We start from the raw sequence: 24,330 nt of genomic DNA on the forward strand, positions 1-24,330 counted from the left end.
TACGGCCCACGCGCAGTGCCCGCCACCGTCGAACTCGACGGCCGACGACACCGGTCAGTCGTCGCCTCGCCGCAATGCCGCCCGAAGGCGCTCGCGGTTGACGGTCGCAACCGCGGTCATCGGGATCGACGCCGGGCACACCTCGGCACATTCGCCGTGGGTGGAGCACGGACCGAACTCGGAATCGAGCCGGTCGACGATTCGGCGGGCCCGTCGGCCACGTTCGGCCCGTCCCCGAGACACGAGGGCAAGGTGGGCGAGCTTGGCGCCCGCGAACAAATGGGCGGAACCGTTCGGACATGCGGCAACGCACGCCCCGCATCCGATACACGCCGCCATGTCGAGCGCCTCCTCGGCGATGAGGTGAGGCGTGGGGGCACCGTCCGCGTCGGCTGCGGTGCCCGCGTCGACGCTCACGAAGCCGCCCGCCTCGATGAGCCGGTCCAGCGCCGATCGGTCGACGGCGAGGTCGCGCACGACAGGAAAGGCCCCGGTGCGGAACGGTTCGAGGGTCACGGTCGCACCGTCGGTGAAGCTGCGCAGATGCTGGTGGCAACTCGCCACGTTCGGGACCGGGCCGTGGGCGCGGCCATCCACCGTGATCCCACACGCCCCGCAGATACCCTCACGGCAGTCGGAATCGAAGGCGATCGGGGCCGTCCCCTGGGTAACGAGACGTTCGTTGAGGTGGTCGAGAAGTTCGAGCAGGCTCATGTCGGGCGACGCATCGTCGACCTCGTAGACGGTGAACTCGCCGGGGCTGTGTGCGTCGTGCTGACGCCAGACGCGCAGGTTCAGTCTCACGCGTAACTCCTCGTCTGCACACCGACGTGTTCGAACCGAAGGGGTTCGCGGTGCCGAATCGGCCGATCCGCGTACTCCCAGGCCGACACGAACGCATAGTCCTCGTCGTTTCGAACGGCTTCACCATCGGCGCTCTGGTGTTCGGTGCGGAAATGCGCGCCACAGGACTCGTCGCGATCGAGCGCGTCGATGCACATCAGCTCGGCGAGCTCGAGGTAATCGGCGACTCTGCCGGCGCGTTCGAGTTCCTGATTGAACTCCGCCGCACCGCCGACGACCGCGAGGTCTCGCCAGAACTCCGCCCGAAGGGCACGAATGGCTTCGATGCCGACGACGAGCGACTCCGCGCTTCGGGTGACGCCGCAGTGCCGGTAGAGAAGTTCGCCGAGTTGACGGTGAAACACCGATGCCGGCCGGGTGCCGCCGATACGGCAGAGCCGCTCGATACCGGCTTCGACCTCGGCGATCGCGGCGCTCGCACTCGGGCCGGCAGGATCCAGCGGCGCGGTGCCGAGGAGCCCGGCGAGGTAGTCCGGAACCGAGTACGGAAGGGTGAACCAGCCGTCCACCGAGGCGGACAGCAGCGAGTTGGCGCCGAGCCGATTCGCGCCGTGGTAGTTGTTCGCTGCTTCTCCTCCGACGAACAGCCCCGGCACCGAGGTGCGTTGGTCGTAGTCGCACCACAACCCTCCCATCGTGAAGTGAGCACCGGGTGCGATCCGCATCGGTACGACAAACGGGTCCTCCCCGGTCGCCTCGCGATAGAGCTGAAACAGATTGCCGTAACGCTCCGCGATGACGTCGCGACCGAGGCGTTCGAGCGAGTCGCGAAAGTCGAGATACACGCTGTTGCGCAGCGGGCCGACGCCATGTCCGGCATCGATCTGCTCTCGTGCCGACCGCGACGAGATATCGCGCGGCGCGAGGTTTCCGTAGCTCGGGTATTTACGTTCGAGGTAGTAGTCACGTTCGGACTCGGGAATCTCGTTGGCCGGCCGGTCGTCGCCGGCCCGAAGCGGAACCCACACGCGACCGTCGTTTCGTAGCGACTCGCTCATCAGCGTGGTCTTCGCCTGCCACGGGGCGTTCACGGGCAGCGCCGTGGGGTGGAACTGAACGAAACTCGGCGACGCGAAGTAGGCGCCGCGCCGGTGTGCCCGCCATGCCGCGGTGGCGTTGGAACTCTTTGCGAGCGTCGACTGGAAGAACACGTTGCCGTAGCCGCCGGTGCACAGAATCACCGCGTGTCCCGTGATCGCCTTGAGTTCACCCGTCACGAGGTCGCGGGCGACGACGCCCTGCGCACGGCCGTCCTCCACGATCAGGTCGAGCATCTCGTGGCGGGTCGACAGCTTCACCGTCCCGGCCGCGACCTGGCGCAGCAGCGCCTGGGTTACGGCGACCTGCAGCTGTTGGCCGGTCTGGCCGCGCGTGTAATAGGTGCGGCTGACCTGCACTCCCCCGAACGAGCGCGTTCGAAGCGCCCCGCCGTACTCGCGGGCGAACGGGGCCCCGATGGCATCGAGATGGTCGATCACCCGCAACGATTCCTCGGCGAGCCGGTAGCAGTCGGCTTCGCGTCCACGAAAGTCGCCGCCTTTGACCGTATCGATCACCATTCGGGCGACCGAGTCGTTGTCGACCTTGCGTGAACGTGCAGCGTTGATGCCACCCTGCGCCGCGACCGAGTGCGCCCGCCGAGGAGCGTCGTGATAGGTGAGACACTCCACCTGATAGCCGAGCTCGCCAAGCGCGGCTGCCGCGGCGCCGCCCGCGAGGCCGGTGCCGACGACCACCACTCGGAAGCGTCGACGGTTGAGCGGGCCGACGAGACGGTACGAGAGTTTGCGTTCGGCCCACAGCGCAGCAGGATCGGCCCCGGTAGGAGCGTTGCCGTCGATGTCGGCGCCGACATCACACAAGTCGTCCAGCGTCAGCGGCTCGCCCATGTCAGCTCACCCACCCCGCCTGGACCGCAAGCGGGATCGAGACGTTGCCGACCACCACCGCAGCGGCCACAACGCTGAGCACGATCAACGCAGTTCGCCGAGCCCGGGCACCGGTCACGCCAAGATCGTGGATGACCGACCACGACCCGTGCGAAAGATGCGCTCCCAGCACCAACATGGCCAAGACGTACAGCGCCGCGGCCGCTGGCCGTTGGAAGCTTCCGACGAGGTTCTCGTAGGCGAAGTAGGCGGTGGCGCCATCGACGGTGGCGGGGTGGCGAAATCCGTCGGCCGCGGTCACCCCCAACGTGAGATCGAGAAGATGGAACCCGACGAACGCGGCGATGACCACCCCGCTCACGGCCATCGTTCGGGAGGTGAACGACCGCCACCAGCTCACCTGATGGCCACGAGTCGTCCGGTTGCGGCCGGCGGCGCGCGCCCGCGAGGTGAGCACCGCAGCGCTGGCCATGTGGGTGACCACGCAGACCGTGAGCAGCACTCGCACGATCCAGAGGAACCACCCGTGCGGCATGAGCGGCACCCCGAACTCGCGCAGGAAGGCGGCGTAGTGGTTGAGTTCGTCGCGACCCAGAAAGACCTTGAGGTTGCCCACCATGTGCACGAACACGAAGGCCACGAGCACGGATCCCGACACCGCCATCGCGACCTTCAAGCTGGCACTCGTCACGCTGGGATTTGTCGCCGACCGACGGGCGACCCCCGTTGGGTGGCGGGTCATCATGGAACCCATGATGACCCGAGGGTGCGTTGCGGTGCAGGGTCTTTGGGCCCGATCGCGCTCAGCGCACCCGACCGGGCAAGCCGACCGACCTCAACCGAGGACCTGGTGGCAACCGCCGATGAGGCAACGACGCTTCACGCGACGCCGGCCGAGATCAGCGACGCGGTGAGCGCCAACCGCTGCATCATGCCGAGCGCGACGACCTCGCTGCCGACAGCGTCTTCTTGAACACCAACAGGGGGAACACGAGCCGTCCTACAAACGAGATGAGCCACACGACGATGGTGGCAAGCACCCAGGTGACGAGACCGTTGATGGAGAGGCTGTCGCTGATGATCGCGGTGACGATGAGGCTGACGAGCACCGTCAAGAGCGCGGTGCTGCCGAGCAACGCAGGAGCTCGCTTCATCGCGGCCTGACGCAGGAGCGGTTCGGTCAGCACCGACACGCCGGTGAAGATGAGCGCAGCGATGACGAATCCCAACGTCCCGAGACGGACATCGTCAAGAATCAGCGCCGCCACGATCAGACCGACGGCGTTGGATAAGAAGGCGACGACAGCAGTCGCAAGGAGTCGGACCATGGCGGGCCTCTTTCATACGTCGGGCGGTTCGCCGAACGATACCGCTGTTGTCAGCCGAGGATCTTGGCTTTCTTCGCAGCAAACTCGGCCTCGTCGATGATGCCCGCGTCGCGAAGTTCGCCGAGCTGGCGCAACAAATCGACCTGCTGTTGCAGATCGACCGCCGGCGGTGCAGGTGCCGGCGGCGCAGGTGCCACATGAGGGGCGGGCATCGGTGGAGCAGCTGGCGGCTGAGGGGGCTGGGCCGCCCATCGCTCCTGCTGGCGGCGTTGAACCCGTCCGTGAACGCTGCTGGCGACCGCAACCCGCGTGGCGGTTTTGATCAGCCCCATCAGTCGCTCCCTTCGCGTCGTTCCGCGGCGTCGAGTGCGTCGACGAGATCCCGGGACGGAAGGCCGTCATCCGCGATGAGATGCGCGCCGTTACCAACCCATTCATCGATCAATCCGAGCATCCAGCTCTGCTCGATCAGCACGACGAGCCCCAGTTCTCCCTCTTCCAAGTCGGCGGCGAGATGATCGAGATCGTCGCGGTCGAGCAGGTGGGAACTCGCCCCCGCCCAGAAGTCGGCATCGAAGCCGTCGACCGGCGGTAGATCGGTCGACTTGGCGAGGTAGGCCACTCCCTCGTCACGTAGAACGAACTCGAGGTCGAGGATCCGAATCGTTCCGGCGTCGACAAGGGCAGCCAACCGATCGAAACCGACCGGATCGGGTTTGCCGTCCGGAAAGCCGATTATGAGGATGTCGAGGGGTCCCAAGCCTCCATCCAAAGCGCTGTCAACTGTCATCGCGACCCTTTCCAAGCGACCTAAACGCTCCTCAGGGAGCGGTGTGGAATGGACTACCACCGACCGGCGACCCCCTGTGGACGCTCGCGGGTGGTCTTCGATTCCACCCGGGTGGTTTTCCGGATCCTCCAGACCGTCCCGTTCCGGACGTCGCAGGGGTCCTAACGCGCGGTGTCGAAAAGCCCGAGGGTCCTCGCGCGTTCGACCGCCTCGCTCCGACTGTGAACGTGCAGCTTTCGATAGATGCGGCTGATGTACCACTTCACCGTGTGACCGGACAGGTACACCTGCGCACCGACCTCGTTGATCGACAGCGGCCCATCGAGAAATCTCAGGATCTGCAGTTCGCGCTCCGACAGTGCCACGTCGGGAACGACAGCGACTCCTGCGGTGTCGTGCGTGAGCACCCGTTCGAGATACCCCTCGTCCCTCGTCGATTCGATCAGGTCGAGAACCGCTCCCGGATAGTTGCGCAACAAACCGTACAACCCGTGCGACCGGCCCAACTCCGCTGCGTCCCGGATCAGTTCGGCGCGCAGCACCGGGTCGGTGGTGAGCGACGCGTCGACAAGGAGTCGATCGACGCCGGCCGCAGGCGTTTGGGGCGGGGCAATGGCGGAAACGAGCCCCGCGGTGTGGGCGACGCCGTGCACGGCGACGGAGGCCTCGACCCATTGGCACAGCGCCATCTCGCTGGGGGCTGTGACGGCCAGGAGCGAGGCGGCAGTCCTGTGGTCGCCGCTGCGCTGAGCACCGACCGCCTGCCATGCGGCGATGATCCGGTCGGCTAGCGGAACGGGGACCACAACCTCGGGTTCCGACTCCAGGAGCGGACGTCCGAGGTGACCGCACATCGCAGCGACGGCGCGGGTCGTGCGCAGGAGGCCCCAGGCCTTGACGCGAAGCGCCAATTCCGCCGCGCTGGCGAGATCGTGCCAGGTGTCGACAGACGTACCGGAACGCGACACGATGAGTGCCCGCGCGAGATGGGCAGGCGCGAGCCCGGCGTTTCCCAACCACCCTCCATCGCGAGCCAATGAAAAGGCCATCGTGCACGCCGTGGCGGCATCGGCCAACTCCCCAGCGAGGGCCGCGACCCAGGCCCTGGTGGCCCACGCGCTCACCGACGACGCGACGGGATCCGATGCGGTCACGGAGTCGAGGAAGCGAAGCTGTTCGTTGGCCTGCCCGACGTCATCGACCAACGCCAGGGCGCGGGCACGCGACACCGGCAGGATCGAGCGTCCGGCGGTGATGGCCTCGAATCCAGGAATGCTGAGCAACTCCCGGTGCGCCTCGCCGTCGAAGAACCGCGCCACCTCGTCGAGGTGGTCGAGCGCATGGCTCGGAGGCGTCGACCACCAGGTGCCGTGGGCGAGCAACGCTGCCACGGTGGCCGCGACTTCGGGGCCGCCATGAGCGGTCGCCTCGTCGAAGTAGAGCTTGGCGGTCGCGGTATGGCCCGCCACGAGGAGCACCGCGCCGGTGCCGAGCTGAAGGACGGGGTCCGACGCGACGGTGTCGGGCGGCATCTCCGCGGCCGCGTCGGCAAGAACGTCGAACTGGTCGGGGTCCAACATCTCCCGCCAGTGGGCGACCAGTAGGTCCAACCCGAGGTCCCATGCCTCGGCCTGAATGAGGTGCCGCAACCGGGCCGCTACGTGTCGGCGTTGCATGCCGAGCGCTTCGGCAGCGGTGAGGTGAAGTCCGCAAACCGACTCCGGGCGTTCGATGAGCAGCTCGTGCATCAGCGCCGCGCGGACATCGCCGCGCCATCCCAATTGTCCGGGCGACACCGACTCGAACAGCTGCGTACGATCGGCGATATCCCACAACACCTTGAGCCCGCGGCGGTCGCCGAGTACTCGGCCCACCACCTCTCCGTCCAGGTGGTCGAGGACGGCGAGCGTCCTCAGCAGGTCGCGTTCGTCGTCGTCGAGCACGCCGAGCACCTCCTCGGCCACGTAGGACACGTGCTGTGGATGCATCACCCGCAGCGCCGCCTCGAAGGGCATCTCGTTCATGCGTTGGGCGAGCAGGGCGACAGCGGAGGGCCAACCGTGTGTCGCTCCCATGATCCGATCGATCTCGACGACGTCGACCTCGAACAGGCCGGAGAGGGTCGCGTGGTCGAATGCCAGCCCGGATGCGGACACCACCTCTGCGGTGCCCTCGACCTGCCACCGACGCAGCGGCAGTGGCGGCGTCGTTCGCGACGCGAGCACCAGCCGGCCACCTTGGGCGACGACCCGTTCGACGAGGCGGACCAAGTCACACGACCGCTCGGGTTCCAACAGGTGTGCGTCGTCGAGCAGGACCAGACCTCGGTCGATGCCGCCCTGCAGCGCCTCACCGAGTGCTGCTCGTCCGACGCGAGCGCTGACGACGGCCAACCCGTCGTGTCGTTGCGCGATCGCGTTCAGCGCAACGGTCTTGCCGAACCCTGCGGGACCGACGAGGGCCACGAACGGCGCCGATCCGTCGACGGCGCGGTCGACCGCAGGTCGAGGCAGCGCACCTCGTCCGGTCCAGGCCGTCGCACGATCGGCTGCACAATCGGTCATCTCATCATGATCCCACGCTCGACCCCGGACGTCGGCGAGCCGATCACGCCTCGGCGCCACGCGGCATCACCGCTCAGCCGACCGGTGGAACGTTGATGCAACGTGTCAGCCGCGCCGGGCAAGGTCGAGTCTCGCCTCCGCCTCATGGCGCGCCGCGGGGTGGGCCGCGGCAACCGCCATCGCCCGCTCGAGCACCGCCTCGTCGTACCGGTGGACCTCGGCGAACCGCAACAACTCGTCCGCGCTGCCGGCCGAGAGCAGAGCCTCCCGCAACATCACATCCACCACATGACGGTGGTCGACCGCGAACGGAGACTCGCTGTTGGGCAACATCTGACCGGCGTAGGTCAGGGTCGCGCCGCGAAGGTCGCCGTCGCGCAGCATCTGCCGCAATTCCGTCACGTCCACACGCACCGGCACGGTCAGGCGATATGGGCGCGAGGCGATGCCGCCGCCGAGCAGACGACGCAGGTGCGAGATCTCCGCCTTCACGGTCGCGGCGCGTACCTGGCGATCCCCATACACCAGCTCGCTCAGACGGTCGAGGCTGCACGGGCCTTCGAGCGCGAGCGCCGCGAGCAACTCCGACTGCCGGGGAGAAAGCGCCAGGGCCTGCCCGCGAAAGGTCGCACCGGCCTGGCCCAACAGACGCAACGTCAACCCGTCCTCGGCGCCCGGCGCCACAACACCTGACGGCAGGTGCTCCTCGACGAGACGAGCGAGCGAGGCCACCGCAAGGGCCGCCACCGGCGATGCCCGATCCCACTTCCCCGACAGGTCCAACACGCCGAGGCGACGACCGTCGGGGGCGCGCACCGGCACTGACCAACACACCCAGTCCTGGACAGACTGACACCAGTGCTCGGCGGAAAACACCGATGCCGGGCGGCCGGTGAGCAGCGCCAGGCCGAGCGCGTTGGTGCCCGCCGATGCCTCGTCCCAACGTCCACCCGGGACGAATCCCACGGCTGCGGCAAGATCACGCATCCGCGTGCTCCCGGCGGTCCACAGGATCCGGCCCTCCTCATCGGTGATCGCGGCGATGAGATCGCTCGCCTCCGCCGCCGAGGCGAGCTGTGCCTCCACCCCGATACCGCTGCGGCGAATCGGCGACGCCTCCCACCGTTCGCCGACTTCGTCCGGCTCCGCGTCGACCGGTGCGTGTGCACGGCTCGCCGGCAACATCGGCTTGCAGCGTTGCCACGACCCGTCGATGACCGGGTCGATGGCTCGGCCGGCGGCGCGCGCCGATTCGATCTCCCGACGCCGGCTCCACAGTTCTGCGCTCGCCATGGCTCCTCCTCACAGCGGGCGATGCCTCACCCCCGATCATCGGCACCAACCCTTTGCCAACCTACCAAGCCCATGCTGTGCGAAGCGGTCGCGCAGGGGGCGCGATCACGCTGAACAGGGGGTTTCAACATGGCGTTTCCACAGCCCGGGGGCGAAGCAAGCCCAATCAAGCTCAAGAGCCGTTATGAGCACTACATCGGCGGAGCGTGGGTTCCTCCGGCGAACGGCTTGTACTTCGAGAACCCGTCGCCGGTCGACGGCAAGGTCTTCTGCGAGGTAGCTCGGGGCACCGCTGCCGACGTCGAGGCGGCACTGGATGCCGCTCACGGCGCACGGGCGACGTGGGGTGCGACCAGTCCGGCTGAACGTTCCGCAGCGTTGTTGGCCATCGCCCAGAAGATGGAGGACCATCTCGAGGAACTCGCCGTCGTCGAGACCTGGGAAAACGGCAAGCCGGTTCGAGAGACCCTTGCCGCCGACCTGCCGCTCGCCATCGACCATTTCCGCTATTTCGCCGGGGTGCTGCGCGCCGAGGAGGGCGGCATCTCCCAACTCGACGACACCACGGTCGCCTACCACTTCAAGGAACCGCTCGGCGTGGTCGCACAGATCATCCCGTGGAACTTCCCGATCCTCATGGCCACCTGGAAGCTGGCGCCGGCGCTCGCAGCCGGAAATTGTGTGGTGCTGAAGCCGGCCGAGCAGACGCCGATGTCGATCCTGCATCTCGTCGAGTTGATCGGCGATCTGTTGCCCCCCGGCGTCCTCAACGTCGTCAACGGCTTCGGCGTCGAGGCCGGCAAGCCACTGGCGTCGAGCCCGCGGGTGGCGAAGGTCGCATTCACCGGCGAAACGACGACCGGACGGCTCATCATGCAGTACGCGTCAGAGAACCTGAACCCGGTGACCCTCGAACTCGGCGGCAAGTCGCCCAACATCTTCATGGCCGACGTGATGAACGCCGATGACGCGTTCTTCGACAAGGCCCTCGAGGGCTTCACGATGTTCGCCCTCAACCAGGGCGAGGTGTGCACCTGCCCGTCGCGAGCGCTCATTCAGGAGTCGATCTACGACGCCTTCATGGAGCGGGCACTCGAGCGGGTGAAGGCGATCGTCGCTGGTGATCCGCTCGACCCGGCGACGATGATCGGAGCGCAGGCGAGCAATGATCAGCTCGAAAAGATCCTGAGCTACCTCGACATCGGCCGCGCCGAAGGCGCCGAGGTCCTCATCGGAGGCCACCAGCGCGAGGTCGCTGGCCACGAGGGCGGCTACTACGTCGAACCCACCATCTTCAAGGGTCACAACGGGATGCGCATCTTCCAGGAGGAGATCTTCGGTCCGGTGCTCGCGGTGACCACCTTCAGCGATGAGGCCGAGGCGTTGAGCATCGCTAACGACACGCTCTATGGCCTCGGTGCCGGCGTGTGGACCCGCGATATGAACACCGCCTACCGGCTCGGCCGCGGCATTCAAGCGGGCCGCGTTTGGACGAACTGCTATCACCTGTATCCGGCCCACGCCGCGTTCGGTGGCTACAAGTCGTCGGGGATCGGCCGGGAGAACCACCGGATGATGCTCGACCACTACCAGCAGACCAAGAACCTCCTGGTCAGCTACAGCCCCGACAAGCTCGGGTTCTTCTGACCATGTCCACGGCGAGGGTTGAGGCGACCGGCGAGGCACTGGAACTCATCGGTCGCCTCACCGCCATCAACGGACCGCTCATGTTTCACCAGTCGGGCGGATGCTGCGACGGCAGCAGCCCGATGTGTTTCCCCCTCGGCGAGTTCCGTGTCGGCGATTCCGACGTGTTGTTGGGCGAGGTGGGCGGCGCGCCGTTCTACATGAGCGCCGAGCAGTTCGAATACTGGAAACACACCCACCTCACCCTCGACGTCGTGGCTGGCCGCGGCGGCGGGTTCTCGCTCGAGGCGCCCGAAGGGGTGCGATTCCTGATCAGGTCACGGCTGTTCACCGACGCCGAGGAGGCCGACCTGGCAGCGGTATCGACCGGAGCGTCGACGCCGGATTCCGGCTGACGCTGCCCCCGGGCACGTCTCCGGCCGAATCGGTTGAATCGGTCGGGTGTCGTTCGGGTACGGGTGGCACACTGTGGACGTGGAACGACTCTCGGCCTCTGACGCTGCCTTCTTGTATATGGAGAACCGCGTCGTGCACATGCACGTCACGGGCGTCTTGGTGCTCGACCCGTCGACGGTTCCTGGCGGATTCACCTTCGACGGATTCCGAACCCACGTCCTCAACCGGCTCCAGCAGATACCGGTCTTTCACCAACGTCTGCTCAGGTCACCGTTCGGGCTCGACCATCCGGTGTGGGCCGACGATCCCGACTTCAATCCCACCGACCACATGCGACAGGTCGACCTCGGGGGAACGGCGACCACCAGCGACCTCCAGGCGTGGGTCGGCGAGTTCGCAACGGCGCGACTCGATTACTCCAAGCCGCTGTGGGAAATGGTCGTGGTCGAAGGGTTCGCCGACGGCTCGGTCGCGCTCGTCACCAAGATTCACCACGTCGCCGTCGACGGCGCTTCGGGAACCGACATCATGGCCCAGATCGTCGATCTCGAAGCGCTGCCACCCGACACGGAGGAACTCGATCTCGACGCACCTACACGCCTGCCCAACCAGGCGCAGCTGTTCGTCGGCGCGGTGGCGTCGAGGGTGACGAGTCCGCTCCGCGGGGTCCGAGCGTTCGGACGATCGCTGAGTTCCATCGGAAACGTCGTGCGCGAGGTCACCGCACGCGGAGACGACCGCCATTCCATGGCCCGTCCGTTCGACGCTCCACGAACCTTCTTCAACCGCTCGTTGAGCGTTCGGCGATCCGTCTCCTTCGGTGCGGCGCCCCTCGACGACCTCAAGTTCGTGAAGTCGACGTTCGAGACCACCGTGAACGATGTGGTGCTCGCTGCGTGCACCCAGGCACTCCGGGCATATCTGGCCGACCATGGCGAGCATCTGAGCCGACCTCTTGTCGCCAGCGTGCCGGTCTCGGTGCGGGGAAAGGCCTCCGACAGCGCCGCCGCCAACCAGGTGTCGAACATGTTCGTGCGGCTTCCGGTGCATCTCGATGACCCCACCGAACAACTCCGGGCCGTCAACGACGACACGAGCAACGCCAAGGCGGTTCACGAGGTGCTGAGCGCCGACATCATCGGCGACGTCACCGAGATCACGCCTCCGGCGATGTTCCGTTTCGCCAGTCGCATGTACAGTTCGGCCGGGCTCGCTGATCGCCTTGCCCCGATCCATAATCTCGTCGTGTCGAACGTGCCCGGACCGCCACTTCCGCTCTATGTTGCCGGGGCTCGGTTGCGCGGTGCCTACCCGTTCGGTCCCCTGATCGAGGGTTCCGCGTTGAACATCACGGTGCTGTCCAACATGGGCAACCTGGATATCGGGGTGATCGCATGCCCCGATGTCGCGCCGGACATCGACGGTCTGGTTGCGGGCATCATCGAGGGGATCGAAGTGCTCAGGGCGGCGGCCGAATCGGAGGTTGCCCGCTCGGCCCCGCCGACTCGAAGGACCTCTCCACCCCGTCGCGCCGCCCGCGGTGACGCATCTCGTTGAACCGTGGTCGCCCAATCCGGCCGGGCTCGATCCGGCTCACAACCATCTGATCGTCGGCGACCCGCCGCAATCCTGAGCCGGTCTGGAATCGCCCTCGCCGGCGGAACCATCGGGGGTCTAGCCGGAGCCGCGGTCGCCGCAGGGCTGACCGATGCGGTCAAGAGCCTTCTCGCCGTGGTGTCTCGACAGGACAACTGGGTGCTGGTCGCCGCCCCGACGTTGGGGCTTGCGCTGACCGTCGTACTCCTGCAGGTGATCGCCCACGGCACCGCCACCCAACACCTCGAAGCGGAACCCACTTCCCGTCGGGTCCGATTTCGGCCATGGCTGTCGTTTCCCTTCGACCTCGCACGCGCCGACCTCACCGCCGATGTGGTCACCGCCTCGGGCAAGGAGGAACGGTTCCCTTGGCGCCTGGCACCGATTCGCGCTGCAGCGATCATCACGTCGGTCGGTATGGGCGCGCCGCTGGGGACCGAGGCACCGGCCGCACACCTCGGCGTCGCGGCCGGTGCGGCCCTCGGTTCGCGACCGTGGGCACGACGCATCGCGCGTCCGGCCGGCCTGGGTGGAGGGGCGGCCGGCGTTGCCGCACTGATGGGGCTGCCACTCGTCGGCCTGGTGTTCATGCTCGAACTTGGTCGCCGCAAACAGACCCCGATCACGTTCGAACGCGTGCTCGCGGCCGGCGCCGGAGCCACGGTCGGATGGCTGTTCAACCTCGCGTTCAAACTCGATTTCATCCGCCTGGCGGTCCCACATGTTGCACCCGGCGACATCGGTGACGCCCTCGCCACCGCGATCGTCGTCGGGGCCACCGCCGGGGCCGTGACCGGGATCACCGGGGTGGCGATCTATGCCGTCCGCGGCTGGAATCCCGGCCCCTGGATCAAGTTCCTGACGGGCGCTCCGGTACTCGTCGTCGCGGCGGTTCTCCTCATGAACCTCGCCGCACCGACGGCGGCGGTGGGACCGGGTGGAGGTGCCGTGGTTTGGGCCGACCAGACAACCTCGAACGGCACGACACTGCTGTTGGTCGTGCTCCTGCGGGCGGTCGCCACCGTCGCTGCGATCACCGCCGGCGGCTGCGGCGGTGTGTTCGTTCCATTCCTCGCGTTGGGCGACCTCACCGGTCGCGCACTGGTGCCGCTCATCGGAGGGTCCTCGGACCTCGCCGGTGCCGCCGGTGCCGCCGGGGGGATCGCCGGGGGGTACCGCCTGCGATTCACCGCGATCGCGATGGTGATCGGGGTTGGTGGACCGTATTCGGCCACGCTGACCTGCATCGCAACCGTCGGTGTGGCTGCGGCAGCTGGCGTCGCGGTGGTGTGGGCGCTCGACCGCATCGCGATCCGGTCGAAGTGATGCCGGGCGACTTCGCATGCCGTTGACATTCCCGTAGCTTCAGCAATGACCCTCGCCGTAGCCTCGCGTCGACGAGAGGAGTCGCCGTGGAGACGATCAACCTGAGTGTGGACGAAGGACTACCGCCGGTCGCTTGGAAGGCCATCGTCGGAAAACTCGCCGACGGGTCACCGCCGTCACCCGAGGCGCACAATGCGCGCACCACCTGGCTCACCACCATCAACGACGACGGCAGCCCGCATGTCACCGCGGTCGGAGCGCTCTGGCTCGACGAGACGTTCTGGTTCCAAACAGGCCGCACAACCCGCAAACACCGCAATATCGAGCGCGATCCACGCTGTTCGGTTGCCGTGTCGATCCTCGGCGCGGACGTCGTGGTCGAAGGCATCGCTTCGCGGGTCACCGACACCGCCCAACTGCGACGGGCAACCGACGGTTGGGCGGCTGGCGGCTGGCCCGCTGAAGTCGATCCGACCGGTGTTGGCATCACCGCTGCGTTCAACGCGCCTTCCCAGGGCGCACCGCCGTGGCACGTCTATCGAATCACCCCACGTTCAGCGACCGCCGCGCTTGACGAGGAGCCTGGAGGTCTCACGCGGTTCCGGTTCTGACCGGGCCAGGGCGTTCGGCCATCGGCGGTCGTCAACGCCAATCGACCGAACCGGCACGGAAGAACTCCCATGAAGCTGCCCGCCAAACTGGAGCCCTCCAAGCAAGCCGCGCGGAGTAGTCATCCCAATCGACCGGGGCGCGCTGCACCCAACCACGTTCGGCGAGTCCCGCGAGTCGCGGTTGAAGTGCGAACTGCAGGTCGGCGAACGACATCACCGTCTCACACCAGATCGCGGCCTCGACCCCTGCCACCTGCTCCTCCGAGGTCACATCGTCGCGGAGGGTCAGCGGATCCCAGTCCAGCGATGAGCGCACCGTGTTGCCCGGATAGAGCCGAAGCCCGACGCGCTGGCGACGTTCTTCCTGATCCTGAGGCCCGGGCTCGACCATGGGCTGGTCGAGATACACGTGCATCAACGGCGACATGAGCACGCGCCGACTCCTGCCAGCCGAGTGTCTTCTTGCCGCTCGCACCAGCGATGTCGCGCGCGGCGTTAACGAATCGCACGTACTTATCGTGTTCCATTCCGAACGCTTCGTCGGCCCCGAGATGGATGTAGTCACCTGGAGTGAGCGCGGTCACCTCGGCCAGTACGTCGGCGACGAAGCCCGGCGTCGCCGCGTGGTCGGGGTCCATCGACACGATCTGCATCGGCCCCGCCATGGCCTCAGAGTCGGAGGTCGCGCTGCCGAGTTCTGGGTATGCGGCCAAGACCGCTGCGCAGTGACCCGGGAGATCGATCTCGGGCACGATCGTCACAAAGCGGCGGGCGGCGTACTCGACGAGATCCCGGAACTCAGCCTGGGTGTAGAACCCGCCCGGTCGATCACCAGCTTCACCTCGTCGACGGTGAAGCAGGTCCGTACCACGTCGAGCGAGAGACCTCGCCACGCGTAGCGAGGACCGTCGACGATCTCGACCGCCGGCAGGTCGACCGACGATTCGCCCGCGCCGACGTCAACCAGTTGGCGAAGACTGGTGAGCCCACGCCAGATTGCTTCCGGCGTCGTTCCCTGCACGTGCACGCCTTCCGCCGTCACACAGAGTCGGTAGCGCTCCGAGTCCGCGGTAGCGCCGATCGGGCTCACTCCATGGGTCGGATTCAGCGAGTCGGATCCGTCGAAGCCGGAGGTCAGCTCCAGCAGGATCGGGGAATCCGCCCCACCTTCGACGAGGCGGATTCCGCCGCGAGCCGCGAGATCCTCGACGAAGGTTCCGGCCACCGACACAAGGCGATCGTCGGTCCAGCCGATGCGTTACCCCGAGCGGAGCGTGAAGGAGCCGATGCCTTCGTCGGCACGTACCGGGGCAGGAATGATTGGCAACATGTGGCGATCCTGCCACCGCTGCGCGCTCGGCGCTCGGCACGCGCTCAGATGCCGCCGCTCACCGACGCCGACGAACTGCTCGCCACCCCGACCGCGTCGTCGACGTCATCCCGGTTCCCCGCTCAGCGCTGTGCTCTCGGCGCCTTCCACGGGTGTCGGCGTACTCGCCAACCGATAGAACTCCACAGCGAAGGTTGCTGGCTCGTCGAGCTCGAGGTGGTGCTGTCGTGCGGGAGGAATCGCGACCGCCTGGCCAGGGCCGGTCAGGATGGGATGGTCGGGATCGTCGTCGAAGACGAACATGACCGTGCCGGTATGGACCACCAGCCGACCCCAAACCCCATCGGCCACGTGGTGCGCCCGTAGCAATCCGGCAGGCACGGTGTCGTTGTCGAAGGTGTTCGTGGTTCGGACGTGCTCGAGGCCCTCGGGCATGGATGGACGATTCATCGCAGGCTCCTCACGACGCGATGTCAATACCCGATCGTAAGCCTTCATCTACTGGAGCGAAACGCCACGATCGAAACTCGAACTCACCGATAAGATGACGTCATGGCGGATTCCCCCCCGCCGCACGAAGACTCTCAGGATGGCGAGATGAGCGACTTTCCGCAAGGCCCCGACTGGTGGCAGGCATCGGACCTGAAGTGGTACCCGCCTCAGCCCTCCACGCCGCCCCCCGCACCGGCAACGCCTCCGATTGGCCTCTCGTCGCCCCCCGACCCTTCGACGCGCGCCGCGTTCGAGGCGCCGCCGGCCGCTCCCCAAGCCCCGTGGGGGCAGCAGCCGCCGGCTCCGGGCACCGGACAGCCCACCGCCGGACCGCCGACCGCCGGACCGGCAGGCGCTCAAGCCCCTTGGTCGGGCCAACCCCCGGCCTACCCGCAGGCACCTCAGTACGGGGGCGCTGGCAACGTCACCGTCAAGAAGAAGTCGAAGCTCCCGTGGGTCCTCGGCATCTTCGCACTCGTCGTGTTGTTGGGTGTGGGAGGTTGTCTCGCCCTCATCTCGGCAACGACATCGGCCATCGACGAAGAACTGTCCAAGAACGACGCCACCGTGATCACCCCCGACGGCAGCGTTGTCGAACCGGGGTCGTCGGGCGGCGGTGCGGGTTCCCAAGAGGATGCGTTGCCTATCGGGTCGGAGGTCGACCTCGGCAACGGTTGGCGGATCAAGGTGAACTCGGCCGACGTCAGCCCCGGGGCGACTGCCCTGGTCGAACAGGCCAACACGTTCAATGAACCGCCGGAGCCGGGCAAGCGCTACATCATTGTGAACCTGTCCGCCACGCTCACCAGCAGCGAGAACTCCGAGCCCAAGTCGCCTTGGCTCGAACTCGACTATGCCGTGTTCGGTTCCGACGGGGTCGAACGGAGCAGCTCGGACACGTTCGCGGTCGCGCCTGATCCGGCGCTCGATGAGCTCGCCGAACTGATGGTCGGGGCCACCGCCACCGGCAACGTGGTCTTCGCCGTCGGCGCCGAGGAGACGGACCTGATGTTGCGGGTCGAACCGATGTTTTCATTCGACGACACCCATACCTGGATAGCGCTCGGGTAGCACTCCACCACGGCACGAACCCCATCACGGCACGAACCCAATCACGGCTCGTGTCCAACCGTGGCTTGGACGAGAACGCAGCCCTGTCAGCGTCGCGCCATGCGACCCGTTCGTACGAGCTGATGTGCGTCGCGTAAGCGTTCGGCGAGCCACTGGACCCGCTCTTCGGGCGGCTCCACCCAATCTGTTCCGGGTTGCATCAGCTGCGCCGTGGCGTGTTCGCCGAGCAGGAACTCGCGACGGAACTCGTTCTGGAACGCGCCGAGCCGTAGACGTCGTGGTTCATGGCCGGGACGGCGAACGACGCACCGCGGCTCGAACGCACGAAACAGCGGCCCGGCGGTCGTCGTCTCATAACCCCCCAGGTAGGGACGGTTGAACGCGACCTCGTCGTCGCCCCAGGCATCGAAGACCGTTCGGTACGCATCGGCGATCGCCCACAGACGCCTCGGGCGCATCGACGGCACCGCGTCGTCGGATCGAAGGCCGTCGTCGTCGAGTTCGCGCACCGATCCGTCGGACCCACCGCGGTTCGACAACGCGACGACGCTCGGCAGGCGGTCGGCGGCCGCTCGCTCCAGGCAGATCGCGCCGTCCGGCCTGGCGGTGTGATTCATCGTGTCGTGAAACGACAACAGATCGAGTGAGGTCGCCGCGTTCCAGTCGGCAACCGTGCAGGCCGCCGGGTCGAGGACCGCATCGGCTACGTGCTGTTGAACCGACCGGCTAAACGCAACGAATTGTCCACCGCGTTGCTCCGGGAGCTGGCGGCCGTCGCCCGTTGGTTCGACAGCGTCTCGGAGGTTCGAGCCGTGGTGATCAGCGGCGCAGGCGACCATTTCAGCGCTGGCGCCGACCTCGAAGCGTTCTCCGGTCCCGCCGCGGCGAAGGAGTTGGTCATGACCTGTCGGCCCTTCGACGCAGCGGAGGCCCGCTCGCGATAGCCCGAGCCGCCTTTTCTCGTTCTGTAGGTAATCGCGGTTGCCCCAGCAACCGCGATTACCTACAGAACCGGGAGCTGTCACCCGGGGAACGAGGTTCAATCCCGGTCACCGGGCACGTCCGGTGTCGTAGGCCCACATCGCGATCTCCACCCGGTTGCGGGCGCCGATCTTGGTCATCAACGATGCGACGTGGGTTTTGGCCGTACTCAGACCGACAAAAAGCTCGGCGGCGATCTCGGCGTTGGTCCGACCGTTCGCGACGAGTGCGAGCACTTCCTCCTAGCGTTCGGTGAGCCGGTCGATCGGCTGAACCGGTGTCCGCGGCGCACGATCGGCCAAGGTCGCCAGCAACCTGCGGGTCACGTTGGGCGCGATCAGCGCGTCGCCGACGGCCGCCGCACGGATAGCTTGTACGAGTAGGTCCGGTCCGGCGTCTTTCAGCAGGAACCCTCGGGCGCCAGCGCGCAGCGCACCGAGGACGTACTCGTCGAGGTCGAAGGTCGTGATCACGACGACCGCCATCGGGTCCGCAACCTCTGGCCCGGCGAGGCGGCGTGTCACCTCGACGCCGTCGAGCCCGGGCATCCGGATATCGACAAGCAGGACATCGGGACGCAGCCGGGTGGCGAGGTCGACAGCGCTGAGGCCGTCCGCTGCCTCGCCCACGACCTCGATGTCGGGTTGTGCCCCCAGAATCATCACCAATCCGGCCCGGACCAGATCCTGATCATCGGCCACCACGACGCGGATCGTCATGTCGGTGCATCCAACGGCAACACGGCCTCGACCAACCAGCCGCCTTCGGGCCCCGGTCCCGCCGAAAGCGTTCCGCCGAGCAGCTTGGCGCGTTCCTCCATGCCGATCAGACCGAACCCTGGCCTCGAAGCTGCGCCGTGAGCGGCCCGCCCATCGTCGGCGACGCTCAGCCTGACGGTGTTGCGGTCGCTGAACACGACGATTTCGACGGCGGTCGCATCGGTGCCATGCCGCACGGCGTTGGTCAGTGCCTCCTGAGCGAGCCGGTAGATCGCTGCGTCCACAGGGGGTGGGAGCTGCGCTACCGAGCTAGCCAGCGAGACCGCGATGGCCGGCGTCGCGTCGGGCCGCGCCAGCGCCGCCAGGTCAGCGACTCCCGGCTGTGGGGAGAAGTCGGCGCCTTCACCCTCGCGCAGCACCCGCACCATCGTCCTCATTTCGGCCAGGGCAGAGGAGGCCTCCGACTCGATCGCCGAGAACACCTGGTGAGCCTTGTCCGGCTGCGTCGCGGCGACCGCTCCACCGGCCTGTGCCTGAACGGCGATGGCCGACACGTGGTGCGCAACGATGTCATGCAGCTCACGGGCCAGGGCCACTCGCTCCTCGCTACGAATCTCGAGTTCCTGGCGTTGCCATAAGGCGGAGCGGAAACGAAACACCGCGCCGAGGCAGACGAACAACAACAGAAAGACGATGCCACCGAAGACGTCGGCCCACCCGGTGGCTGAGGCATACATCCCAGTCGCGACCACAACGGTCACGAACGCCGTTCCGACGACGACCTCACGACCCGACCCCCACCGCACCAGGGAGTACAGCAGCACCGGGACCACCATCATGGAGTAGAGGCCGAGCTCATCGGATCGCGTCGCCAACTGGAGTATCGAAAGCACGCCGGCAACGCCGAATCCGATCGCCACCGAGACGAGCGGCGATCGCCTCCGCAACAGCAATGCCGGACTCAGTGCCAGCGCCGCCACCGTGACGAACACCCGCCAAGCCACATCCGGTCGAACCACGCCCTCAACGAGGACCACGACCGCGAATCCGTACGCCAGGATCCGGTCGAGCCGATCGACGGGTGGCGCATCGGCGGGTCGCGACTCGTGCAGGAATGAAGACGGCATGGCGACCACGACCTCAGCGTAGGGGTCGACCGGCAACCTCGCATCAGCCGAAAGTACGAGCCACTTGCGGCCGAACGGCGGAGAGGAATTCGACCTCCCGACCGATTCGCCGAACCGATTCCCACGCGACGGTGTCCAGGACGGGCTGCGGTCGCCCACGGCACTGCCCGGCTTCGACGAACCCGACAGAACGGAGTCACATGACTGACCACGCACTGGAATTGACCTCGGTCACCAAGTGTTTCGGCGGTGTCCGAGCACTCGACCAACTCGACCTGGTCGTGCCGGCCGGCGAGGTGTACGGCTTTCTCGGTCCGAACGGCGCCGGGAAGTCAACCGCGATGCGGGTCCTGCTCGGCCTCTTGCGAAGCGACAGCGGCACGGCGCGACTCCTCGGCGGCGATCCATGGGCCGACGCCGCCGACCTTCACCGAAGAATCGCCTTCGTGCCCGGCGATGTCGCCCTGTGGCCGGGGCTCACCGGCGGCGAGATCATCGACGTGATCGGCCGGTTGCGCGGCGGTCACAACCCAGCCACACGTTCCGCCCTGATCGAACGCTTCCAACTCGATCCGACCAAACGCGCGCGCACCTACTCAAAAGGCAATCGTCAGAAGGTCGCGCTGGTCGCTGCATTCGCAGCGGATGCCGACCTGTACCTGCTCGACGAACCGACCTCGGGGCTCGACCCGCTCATGGAAGTCGTCTTTCAGGAGTGCGTGATCGAAGCGAACCGTCGTGGCGCAACCGTGTTGTTATCGAGCCACATCCTCGCGGAGGTCGAGACGCTGTGCGACCGGATCGGCATCATCCGCGACGGTCGGATGGTACGAACCGCGACGTTGGACGAACTTCAGCACATGGGCCGGACCACCGTGTCCGCGACGGTTCACTCGCCGCTGAACCTGGGGGCGCTCTGCGGGATCCACACGCCGGAGGTCAACGGAGATCGAGTCACCTTCAGCGTGGATTCCGAACATCTCGGCGCCGCGTTGGCAGCGCTGTACGAGGCTGGGGTCAGCTCGTTGAACGCGCATCCACCGACTCTCGAGGAACTGTTTCTGGCCCACTACGACACAGAGGTCGTCCAATGAGCCGCATCAACGACACCGGCAGCCTCGGCGGGGTGGGCGGTGTGATCGCGTTTCAACTGCGGCGCGACCGTTGGTGGTTGCCGGCGTGGGTGTTGAGCAACACGCTGGTCACCTTCGTGTTGGTCAACGCGGTGAAGTCGTCGTACGCGACGACCGAGGCGATCGCCGGCTATTCGTCGGCGATGGGCGCGTCACCAGCGTCGCGAATGATGTCGGGACGACAGGCCGCCCTCGACACCCTGGGCGGGATCACAGTGAGTGAAGCGACCGTGATCTCGGTGATCATGGTGTCGCTGATGGCCCTGTTCACCGTGATGCGCCACACGCGAGGCGACGAGGAAGCCGGTCGCACCGATCTGTTGCGATCGACCGCGGTCGGGCCACAGGCGATCCCATCTGCCGCGATCACCGTCAGTGTGCTCGCCTCGCTCGTGACCGGAGCGCTGAACTCGCTCGTTTTCGTCAACGGTGGACTGCCACTCGCGGGGTCGATCGGTTTCGGCGCCGGGCTCGGGTTGACCGGCGTCGTGTTCACGGCAAGTTCAGCGGTCGCTGGACAGATCGCTGCGAGTGCCCGTGGAGCTCTCGGCCTCGGCGGCAGCTTCATCGGCGCCATGTTCATCATCCGTGGCATCGCCGCGGTGAGCGATTCCTGGTGGGGTTGGCTGACACCGTTTCGCGTGGCCCAGGAGGTCAGACCGTTTGGGAACGAGCGTTGGTGGCCGCTCGGCATTCTGCTTGCGGCGGCCACGGTCGGCTTCGTTCTGACGGCGACGCTGTCGTCGCGAAGAGACTTGGGCGCCGGACTCCGACCTCCACGCCCGGGCCCAGCGCACGCACGTGGCGCGCTCGGAACGCCAATCGGTCTGGCCATACATGAGCAGCGCGGCCTCGCAGTCGGCTGGTTGGCTGGGCTCGCGGCGGCTGCCGCGCTGTTCGGCGCCATCACGACCGATATCACCGCGTCGCTCGAGTCCAACCCCGACCTCGCCGAATTCCTCCTGGCCTCGTCGGGGTCCGGGGATCTGAGCGACGGTTTCGCTACGTTCTCGTTTCAGATCCTGGCGATCCTGCTCACGGTGTTCGCTACCGCTGCGGCGCTTCGACTCCGATCTGGGGAGTCCCAGGGCTTCGCCGAGGTGGTTCTCGCCACCGCGACCTCCCGGACCCGATGGGTCGCTGCGACGCTCGCGGCCACGGCCATCTCCACCGTGTTGATCAGCATCGGAATCGGGCTGAGCTTCGGCGCAACCTACGCTGCTGTCGACGGCGACGGCTCGCACGTGGCCGCGTCGATCCTCACTGCGCTGAGCCAGATGCCGGCGGTGCTGGTGATGCCGGCGACCGCGTTGGCGATCTGGGCGTGGACCCGCTCCGCGCTCGGTTGGTTGCTCCTTGCCTTCGCGATCGCTCCGACCTTCCTCGGTGAGGTGTTGAAGCTTCCCGAGTGGATGTCGGCGATCTCGCCGTTCTGGCACACCCCAAGCTTCCCGGCGACCGGATCGACGCCGTCCATCGCCGGGTTGGCCGTCCTCGCTGGTGTTGCCGGATCCTTCGGGATCATCGGAGTCATCGGGATCAACCGCCGCGACATCGTCTCGACCTAGTGCCGTGGCAAGAAACGTTTGCGATGGTGCGGCGAGCCGGGGGCGGTGCTCGCAAGGCGCGGCGACGCAGGACTGGTCTTGCCCCAATTCAAGGAGTCCGAAATGCAGCGAGCGAAGTCATCTGGCCATCGCAACGTGCAAACGTCCGCAGACAGGGCACTAGTTCCCCCTCCTGACGCGGGGTTCGGACACAAGGGGCTGGGAAGTTGTTGACGACGTGCTGGCGAAGATCGCGGCCCCGACACCGGCGGCCGTGATCGACGCCAGCAGCACGCCGACTTTGGCGTCGACGACGAGTCCCGGATCGTCGAAAGCGAGTCCGGTGATGAACAACGACACGGTGAACCCGATGCCGCCGAGCGCGCCAACTCCGACGACGTGGCCCCAAGTGGCTCCGGCGGGGAGCCGGGCGAGGCCGAACCGCACCGCGAGCCAACTCGCCGCCGAAATGCCGATGAGTTTGCCGGCAACCAGTGCGACGAACACACCGACGAACACCCTCGAGGGCGAACCGATCGATTCGCGGGACAGGGCGATCCCGGCGTTGGCCAACGCGAAGATCGGCACGATCACATAACTGGTCCACGGGTGGAGCGCCTCGATCAAGCGGTCACATGCCGAGACTGAATCTCGGATCGCGAACGCGGCAGCCCGCACCTCTTCGGCGTCGAGGTCGTCGTCGCCTTCGAGCACGTCGATGATCCGTTCGGTCTCCAACGCGGGTTGTGCCGGACGGGCGGGGGTCAGCAGCCCCATGACGACTCCGGCGATGGTGGCGTGAATACCGGACTCGTAGACCAGCACCCACAACACCAGCCCGACAAGGCCGATCACCGGCATGTACAGGACCCGACCTCGGTGCATCGCGGCCAGCAAAGCGGCGCAACCCGCTGCGGCAAGGACGAAGTTCCATTCGACTCGATCGGTGTAGAACACCGCGATCACGACGATTGCACCGATGTCGTCGACGATTGCGAGTGTGAGCAGCATCACCTTGACCGTGCCCGGAACGCGCCGACCCAACAACGCGACGATACCGAGTGCGAACGCGATGTCGGTCGCCATCGGAATTCCCCAGCCGGCGCTTCCATCGCCGCCAGCGTTGACGGCCAGGTAGATCGTCGCGGGCACCACCATTCCACCGAGTGCGGCGATCGCCGGGAGCGCGACGGCGCGTCGGTCGCGCAGTTCGCCGGTGACGAGTTCGCGTTTGATCTCCATGCCGACGACGAAGAAGAACACCGCCATCAACAGGTCGTTGACCACATGGCCAAGGTCCTCGCGAAACGCATAGGTACCGATCTCGAATCGAACCGGGGTCGACCACAACGCTTCATACCCAGCGCTCCACGGCGAGTTGGCCCACACGAGCGCGACGGCCGCCGAGGCGACCAGCACGATCCCACCGGCTGCCTCGATGCGGGAGAACTGCACGATGGGGCGCACCGCCTTCGCCAACACCCGGTCGCTGTTGAGAAACGACGGGCGAGTACCCGCAATCTTCGGCATGGACATCGGAAACTCCTGCAAAAATCGACGAACCCACGTCGACCAGGCTTCCCGACACAACCGGTGGCAGCTTACCGGCACGGACTGAACACCGGC

26 protein-coding genes are annotated in these 24,330 nt (G+C 66.8%); 10 read left to right on the top strand and 16 right to left on the bottom strand.

The window, feature by feature from the left end; genetic code table 11:
* Nucleotides 1-54: 54 nt before the first annotated feature.
* The 8 genes from M9952_10620 to M9952_10655 all read right to left on the bottom strand — a co-directional run bounded on the left by M9952_10620 (nt 55) and on the right by M9952_10655 (nt 8,728).
* Complete coding sequence (locus M9952_10620; GenBank protein ID MCO5313369.1) at nt 55-804, bottom strand: succinate dehydrogenase/fumarate reductase iron-sulfur subunit; 750 nt, start codon at nt 802-804, stop codon at nt 55-57.
* Nucleotides 801-2,753, bottom strand: coding sequence for a fumarate reductase/succinate dehydrogenase flavoprotein subunit (locus M9952_10625; GenBank protein ID MCO5313370.1), 1,953 nt, complete (start codon nt 2,751-2,753; stop codon nt 801-803). Before M9952_10625 ends, M9952_10620 begins: the two co-directional genes overlap by 4 nt.
* A 1-nt stretch (nt 2,754) precedes the next feature.
* Complete coding sequence (locus M9952_10630; GenBank protein MCO5313371.1) at nt 2,755-3,444, bottom strand: succinate dehydrogenase cytochrome b subunit; 690 nt, start codon at nt 3,442-3,444, stop codon at nt 2,755-2,757.
* A gap of 238 nt (nt 3,445-3,682) precedes the next feature.
* Nucleotides 3,683-4,081: a phage holin family protein gene (locus M9952_10635; protein MCO5313372.1), complete on the bottom strand. Its 399-nt coding sequence runs from the start codon at nt 4,079-4,081 to the stop codon at nt 3,683-3,685.
* A gap of 50 nt (nt 4,082-4,131) precedes the next feature.
* Nucleotides 4,132-4,413 carry an SHOCT domain-containing protein gene (locus M9952_10640; GenBank protein ID MCO5313373.1) on the bottom strand — a complete coding sequence of 94 codons (282 nt, stop codon included), beginning with the start codon at nt 4,411-4,413 and terminating at the stop codon, nt 4,132-4,134.
* Complete coding sequence (locus M9952_10645) at nt 4,413-4,871, bottom strand: DUF6325 family protein (GenBank protein MCO5313374.1); 459 nt, start codon at nt 4,869-4,871, stop codon at nt 4,413-4,415. The genes M9952_10640 and M9952_10645 overlap by 1 nt, the downstream gene beginning before the upstream one ends.
* A gap of 161 nt (nt 4,872-5,032) precedes the next feature.
* Nucleotides 5,033-7,435: a LuxR C-terminal-related transcriptional regulator gene (locus M9952_10650; protein MCO5313375.1), complete on the bottom strand. Its 2,403-nt coding sequence runs from the start codon at nt 7,433-7,435 to the stop codon at nt 5,033-5,035.
* Nucleotides 7,436-7,540: 105 nt separating this feature from the next.
* A complete protein-coding gene (locus M9952_10655) occupies nt 7,541-8,728 on the bottom strand; it encodes a hypothetical protein (protein ID MCO5313376.1) in 1,188 nt (395 codons plus the stop codon).
* Nucleotides 8,729-8,857: 129 nt separating this feature from the next.
* On the opposite strand from M9952_10655, the gene M9952_10660 reads away from it, so the two are divergent.
* From M9952_10660 to M9952_10680, 5 genes are all read left to right on the top strand, one after another.
* On the top strand, nt 8,858-10,375 hold the full coding sequence (locus M9952_10660; protein ID MCO5313377.1) for an aldehyde dehydrogenase family protein: 1,518 nt from the start codon (nt 8,858-8,860) through the stop codon (nt 10,373-10,375).
* Between the two features lie 2 nt (nt 10,376-10,377).
* A complete protein-coding gene (locus M9952_10665) occupies nt 10,378-10,770 on the top strand; it encodes a DUF779 domain-containing protein (GenBank protein ID MCO5313378.1) in 393 nt (130 codons plus the stop codon).
* 79 nt (nt 10,771-10,849) lie between these two features.
* Entirely contained in the window at nt 10,850-12,328 is a 1,479-nt protein-coding gene (locus M9952_10670) for a wax ester/triacylglycerol synthase family O-acyltransferase (GenBank protein MCO5313379.1), read from the top strand.
* A 3-nt stretch (nt 12,329-12,331) separates the two neighbouring features.
* Nucleotides 12,332-13,693, top strand: coding sequence for a chloride channel protein (locus M9952_10675; GenBank protein ID MCO5313380.1), 1,362 nt, complete (start codon nt 12,332-12,334; stop codon nt 13,691-13,693).
* 86 nt (nt 13,694-13,779) lie between these two features.
* Nucleotides 13,780-14,304: a pyridoxamine 5'-phosphate oxidase family protein gene (locus M9952_10680; protein MCO5313381.1), complete on the top strand. Its 525-nt coding sequence runs from the start codon at nt 13,780-13,782 to the stop codon at nt 14,302-14,304.
* A 31-nt stretch (nt 14,305-14,335) separates the two neighbouring features.
* On the opposite strand, the gene M9952_10685 is transcribed toward M9952_10680, so the two are convergent.
* Complete coding sequence (locus M9952_10685; GenBank protein ID MCO5313382.1) at nt 14,336-14,731, bottom strand: family 20 glycosylhydrolase; 396 nt, start codon at nt 14,729-14,731, stop codon at nt 14,336-14,338.
* 143 nt (nt 14,732-14,874) lie between these two features.
* Here M9952_10685 and M9952_10690 point away from each other — a divergent pair, with 143 nt between their 5' ends.
* Complete coding sequence (locus M9952_10690) at nt 14,875-15,033, top strand: hypothetical protein (protein ID MCO5313383.1); 159 nt, start codon at nt 14,875-14,877, stop codon at nt 15,031-15,033.
* Between the two features lie 28 nt (nt 15,034-15,061).
* Here M9952_10690 and M9952_10695 read toward each other — a convergent pair whose 3' ends face one another.
* On the bottom strand, nt 15,062-15,529 hold the full coding sequence (locus M9952_10695) for a hypothetical protein (GenBank protein MCO5313384.1): 468 nt from the start codon (nt 15,527-15,529) through the stop codon (nt 15,062-15,064).
* A gap of 210 nt (nt 15,530-15,739) precedes the next feature.
* Entirely contained in the window at nt 15,740-16,084 is a 345-nt protein-coding gene (locus M9952_10700) for a DUF1971 domain-containing protein (protein MCO5313385.1), read from the bottom strand.
* A 147-nt stretch (nt 16,085-16,231) separates the two neighbouring features.
* On the opposite strand from M9952_10700, the gene M9952_10705 reads away from it, so the two are divergent.
* Nucleotides 16,232-17,197, top strand: coding sequence for a hypothetical protein (locus tag M9952_10705; protein MCO5313386.1), 966 nt, complete (start codon nt 16,232-16,234; stop codon nt 17,195-17,197).
* A gap of 86 nt (nt 17,198-17,283) precedes the next feature.
* Here M9952_10705 and M9952_10710 read toward each other — a convergent pair whose 3' ends face one another.
* Complete coding sequence (locus tag M9952_10710) at nt 17,284-17,814, bottom strand: hypothetical protein (GenBank protein MCO5313387.1); 531 nt, start codon at nt 17,812-17,814, stop codon at nt 17,284-17,286.
* Nucleotides 17,815-17,904: 90 nt separating this feature from the next.
* Here M9952_10710 and M9952_10715 point away from each other — a divergent pair, with 90 nt between their 5' ends.
* Nucleotides 17,905-18,141, top strand: a complete 237-nt coding sequence (locus tag M9952_10715) for an enoyl-CoA hydratase/isomerase family protein (GenBank protein ID MCO5313388.1) — start codon at nt 17,905-17,907, stop codon at nt 18,139-18,141.
* A 105-nt stretch (nt 18,142-18,246) separates the two neighbouring features.
* Here the strand turns inward: M9952_10715 and M9952_10720 are convergent, their stop codons facing one another.
* From M9952_10720 to M9952_10730, 3 genes are read right to left on the bottom strand one after another with little or no spacing between them, the layout of a single operon-like run.
* Entirely contained in the window at nt 18,247-18,414 is a 168-nt protein-coding gene (locus tag M9952_10720; GenBank protein ID MCO5313389.1) for a helix-turn-helix transcriptional regulator, read from the bottom strand.
* A gap of 6 nt (nt 18,415-18,420) precedes the next feature.
* Nucleotides 18,421-18,897 (bottom strand): response regulator transcription factor, encoded by a 477-nt coding sequence (locus M9952_10725; GenBank protein MCO5313390.1) that lies wholly within the window; start codon nt 18,895-18,897, stop codon nt 18,421-18,423.
* Nucleotides 18,894-20,024 carry a sensor histidine kinase gene (locus M9952_10730; GenBank protein MCO5313391.1) on the bottom strand — a complete coding sequence of 377 codons (1,131 nt, stop codon included), beginning with the start codon at nt 20,022-20,024 and terminating at the stop codon, nt 18,894-18,896. The genes M9952_10725 and M9952_10730 overlap by 4 nt, the downstream gene beginning before the upstream one ends.
* 200 nt (nt 20,025-20,224) lie before the next feature.
* Here M9952_10730 and M9952_10735 point away from each other — a divergent pair, with 200 nt between their 5' ends.
* Complete coding sequence (locus M9952_10735; GenBank protein MCO5313392.1) at nt 20,225-21,118, top strand: ABC transporter ATP-binding protein; 894 nt, start codon at nt 20,225-20,227, stop codon at nt 21,116-21,118.
* Nucleotides 21,115-22,725 carry a hypothetical protein gene (locus M9952_10740; GenBank protein MCO5313393.1) on the top strand — a complete coding sequence of 537 codons (1,611 nt, stop codon included), beginning with the start codon at nt 21,115-21,117 and terminating at the stop codon, nt 22,723-22,725. The genes M9952_10735 and M9952_10740 overlap by 4 nt, the downstream gene beginning before the upstream one ends.
* 159 nt (nt 22,726-22,884) lie before the next feature.
* On the opposite strand, the gene nhaA is transcribed toward M9952_10740, so the two are convergent.
* On the bottom strand, nt 22,885-24,240 hold the full coding sequence (nhaA, locus tag M9952_10745) for a Na+/H+ antiporter NhaA (protein ID MCO5313394.1): 1,356 nt from the start codon (nt 24,238-24,240) through the stop codon (nt 22,885-22,887).
* Nucleotides 24,241-24,330 lie beyond the last annotated feature (90 nt).

Source organism: Microthrixaceae bacterium, from assembly GCA_023957975.1.
GTDB lineage: Bacteria > Actinomycetota > Acidimicrobiia > Acidimicrobiales > Microtrichaceae > JAMLGM01.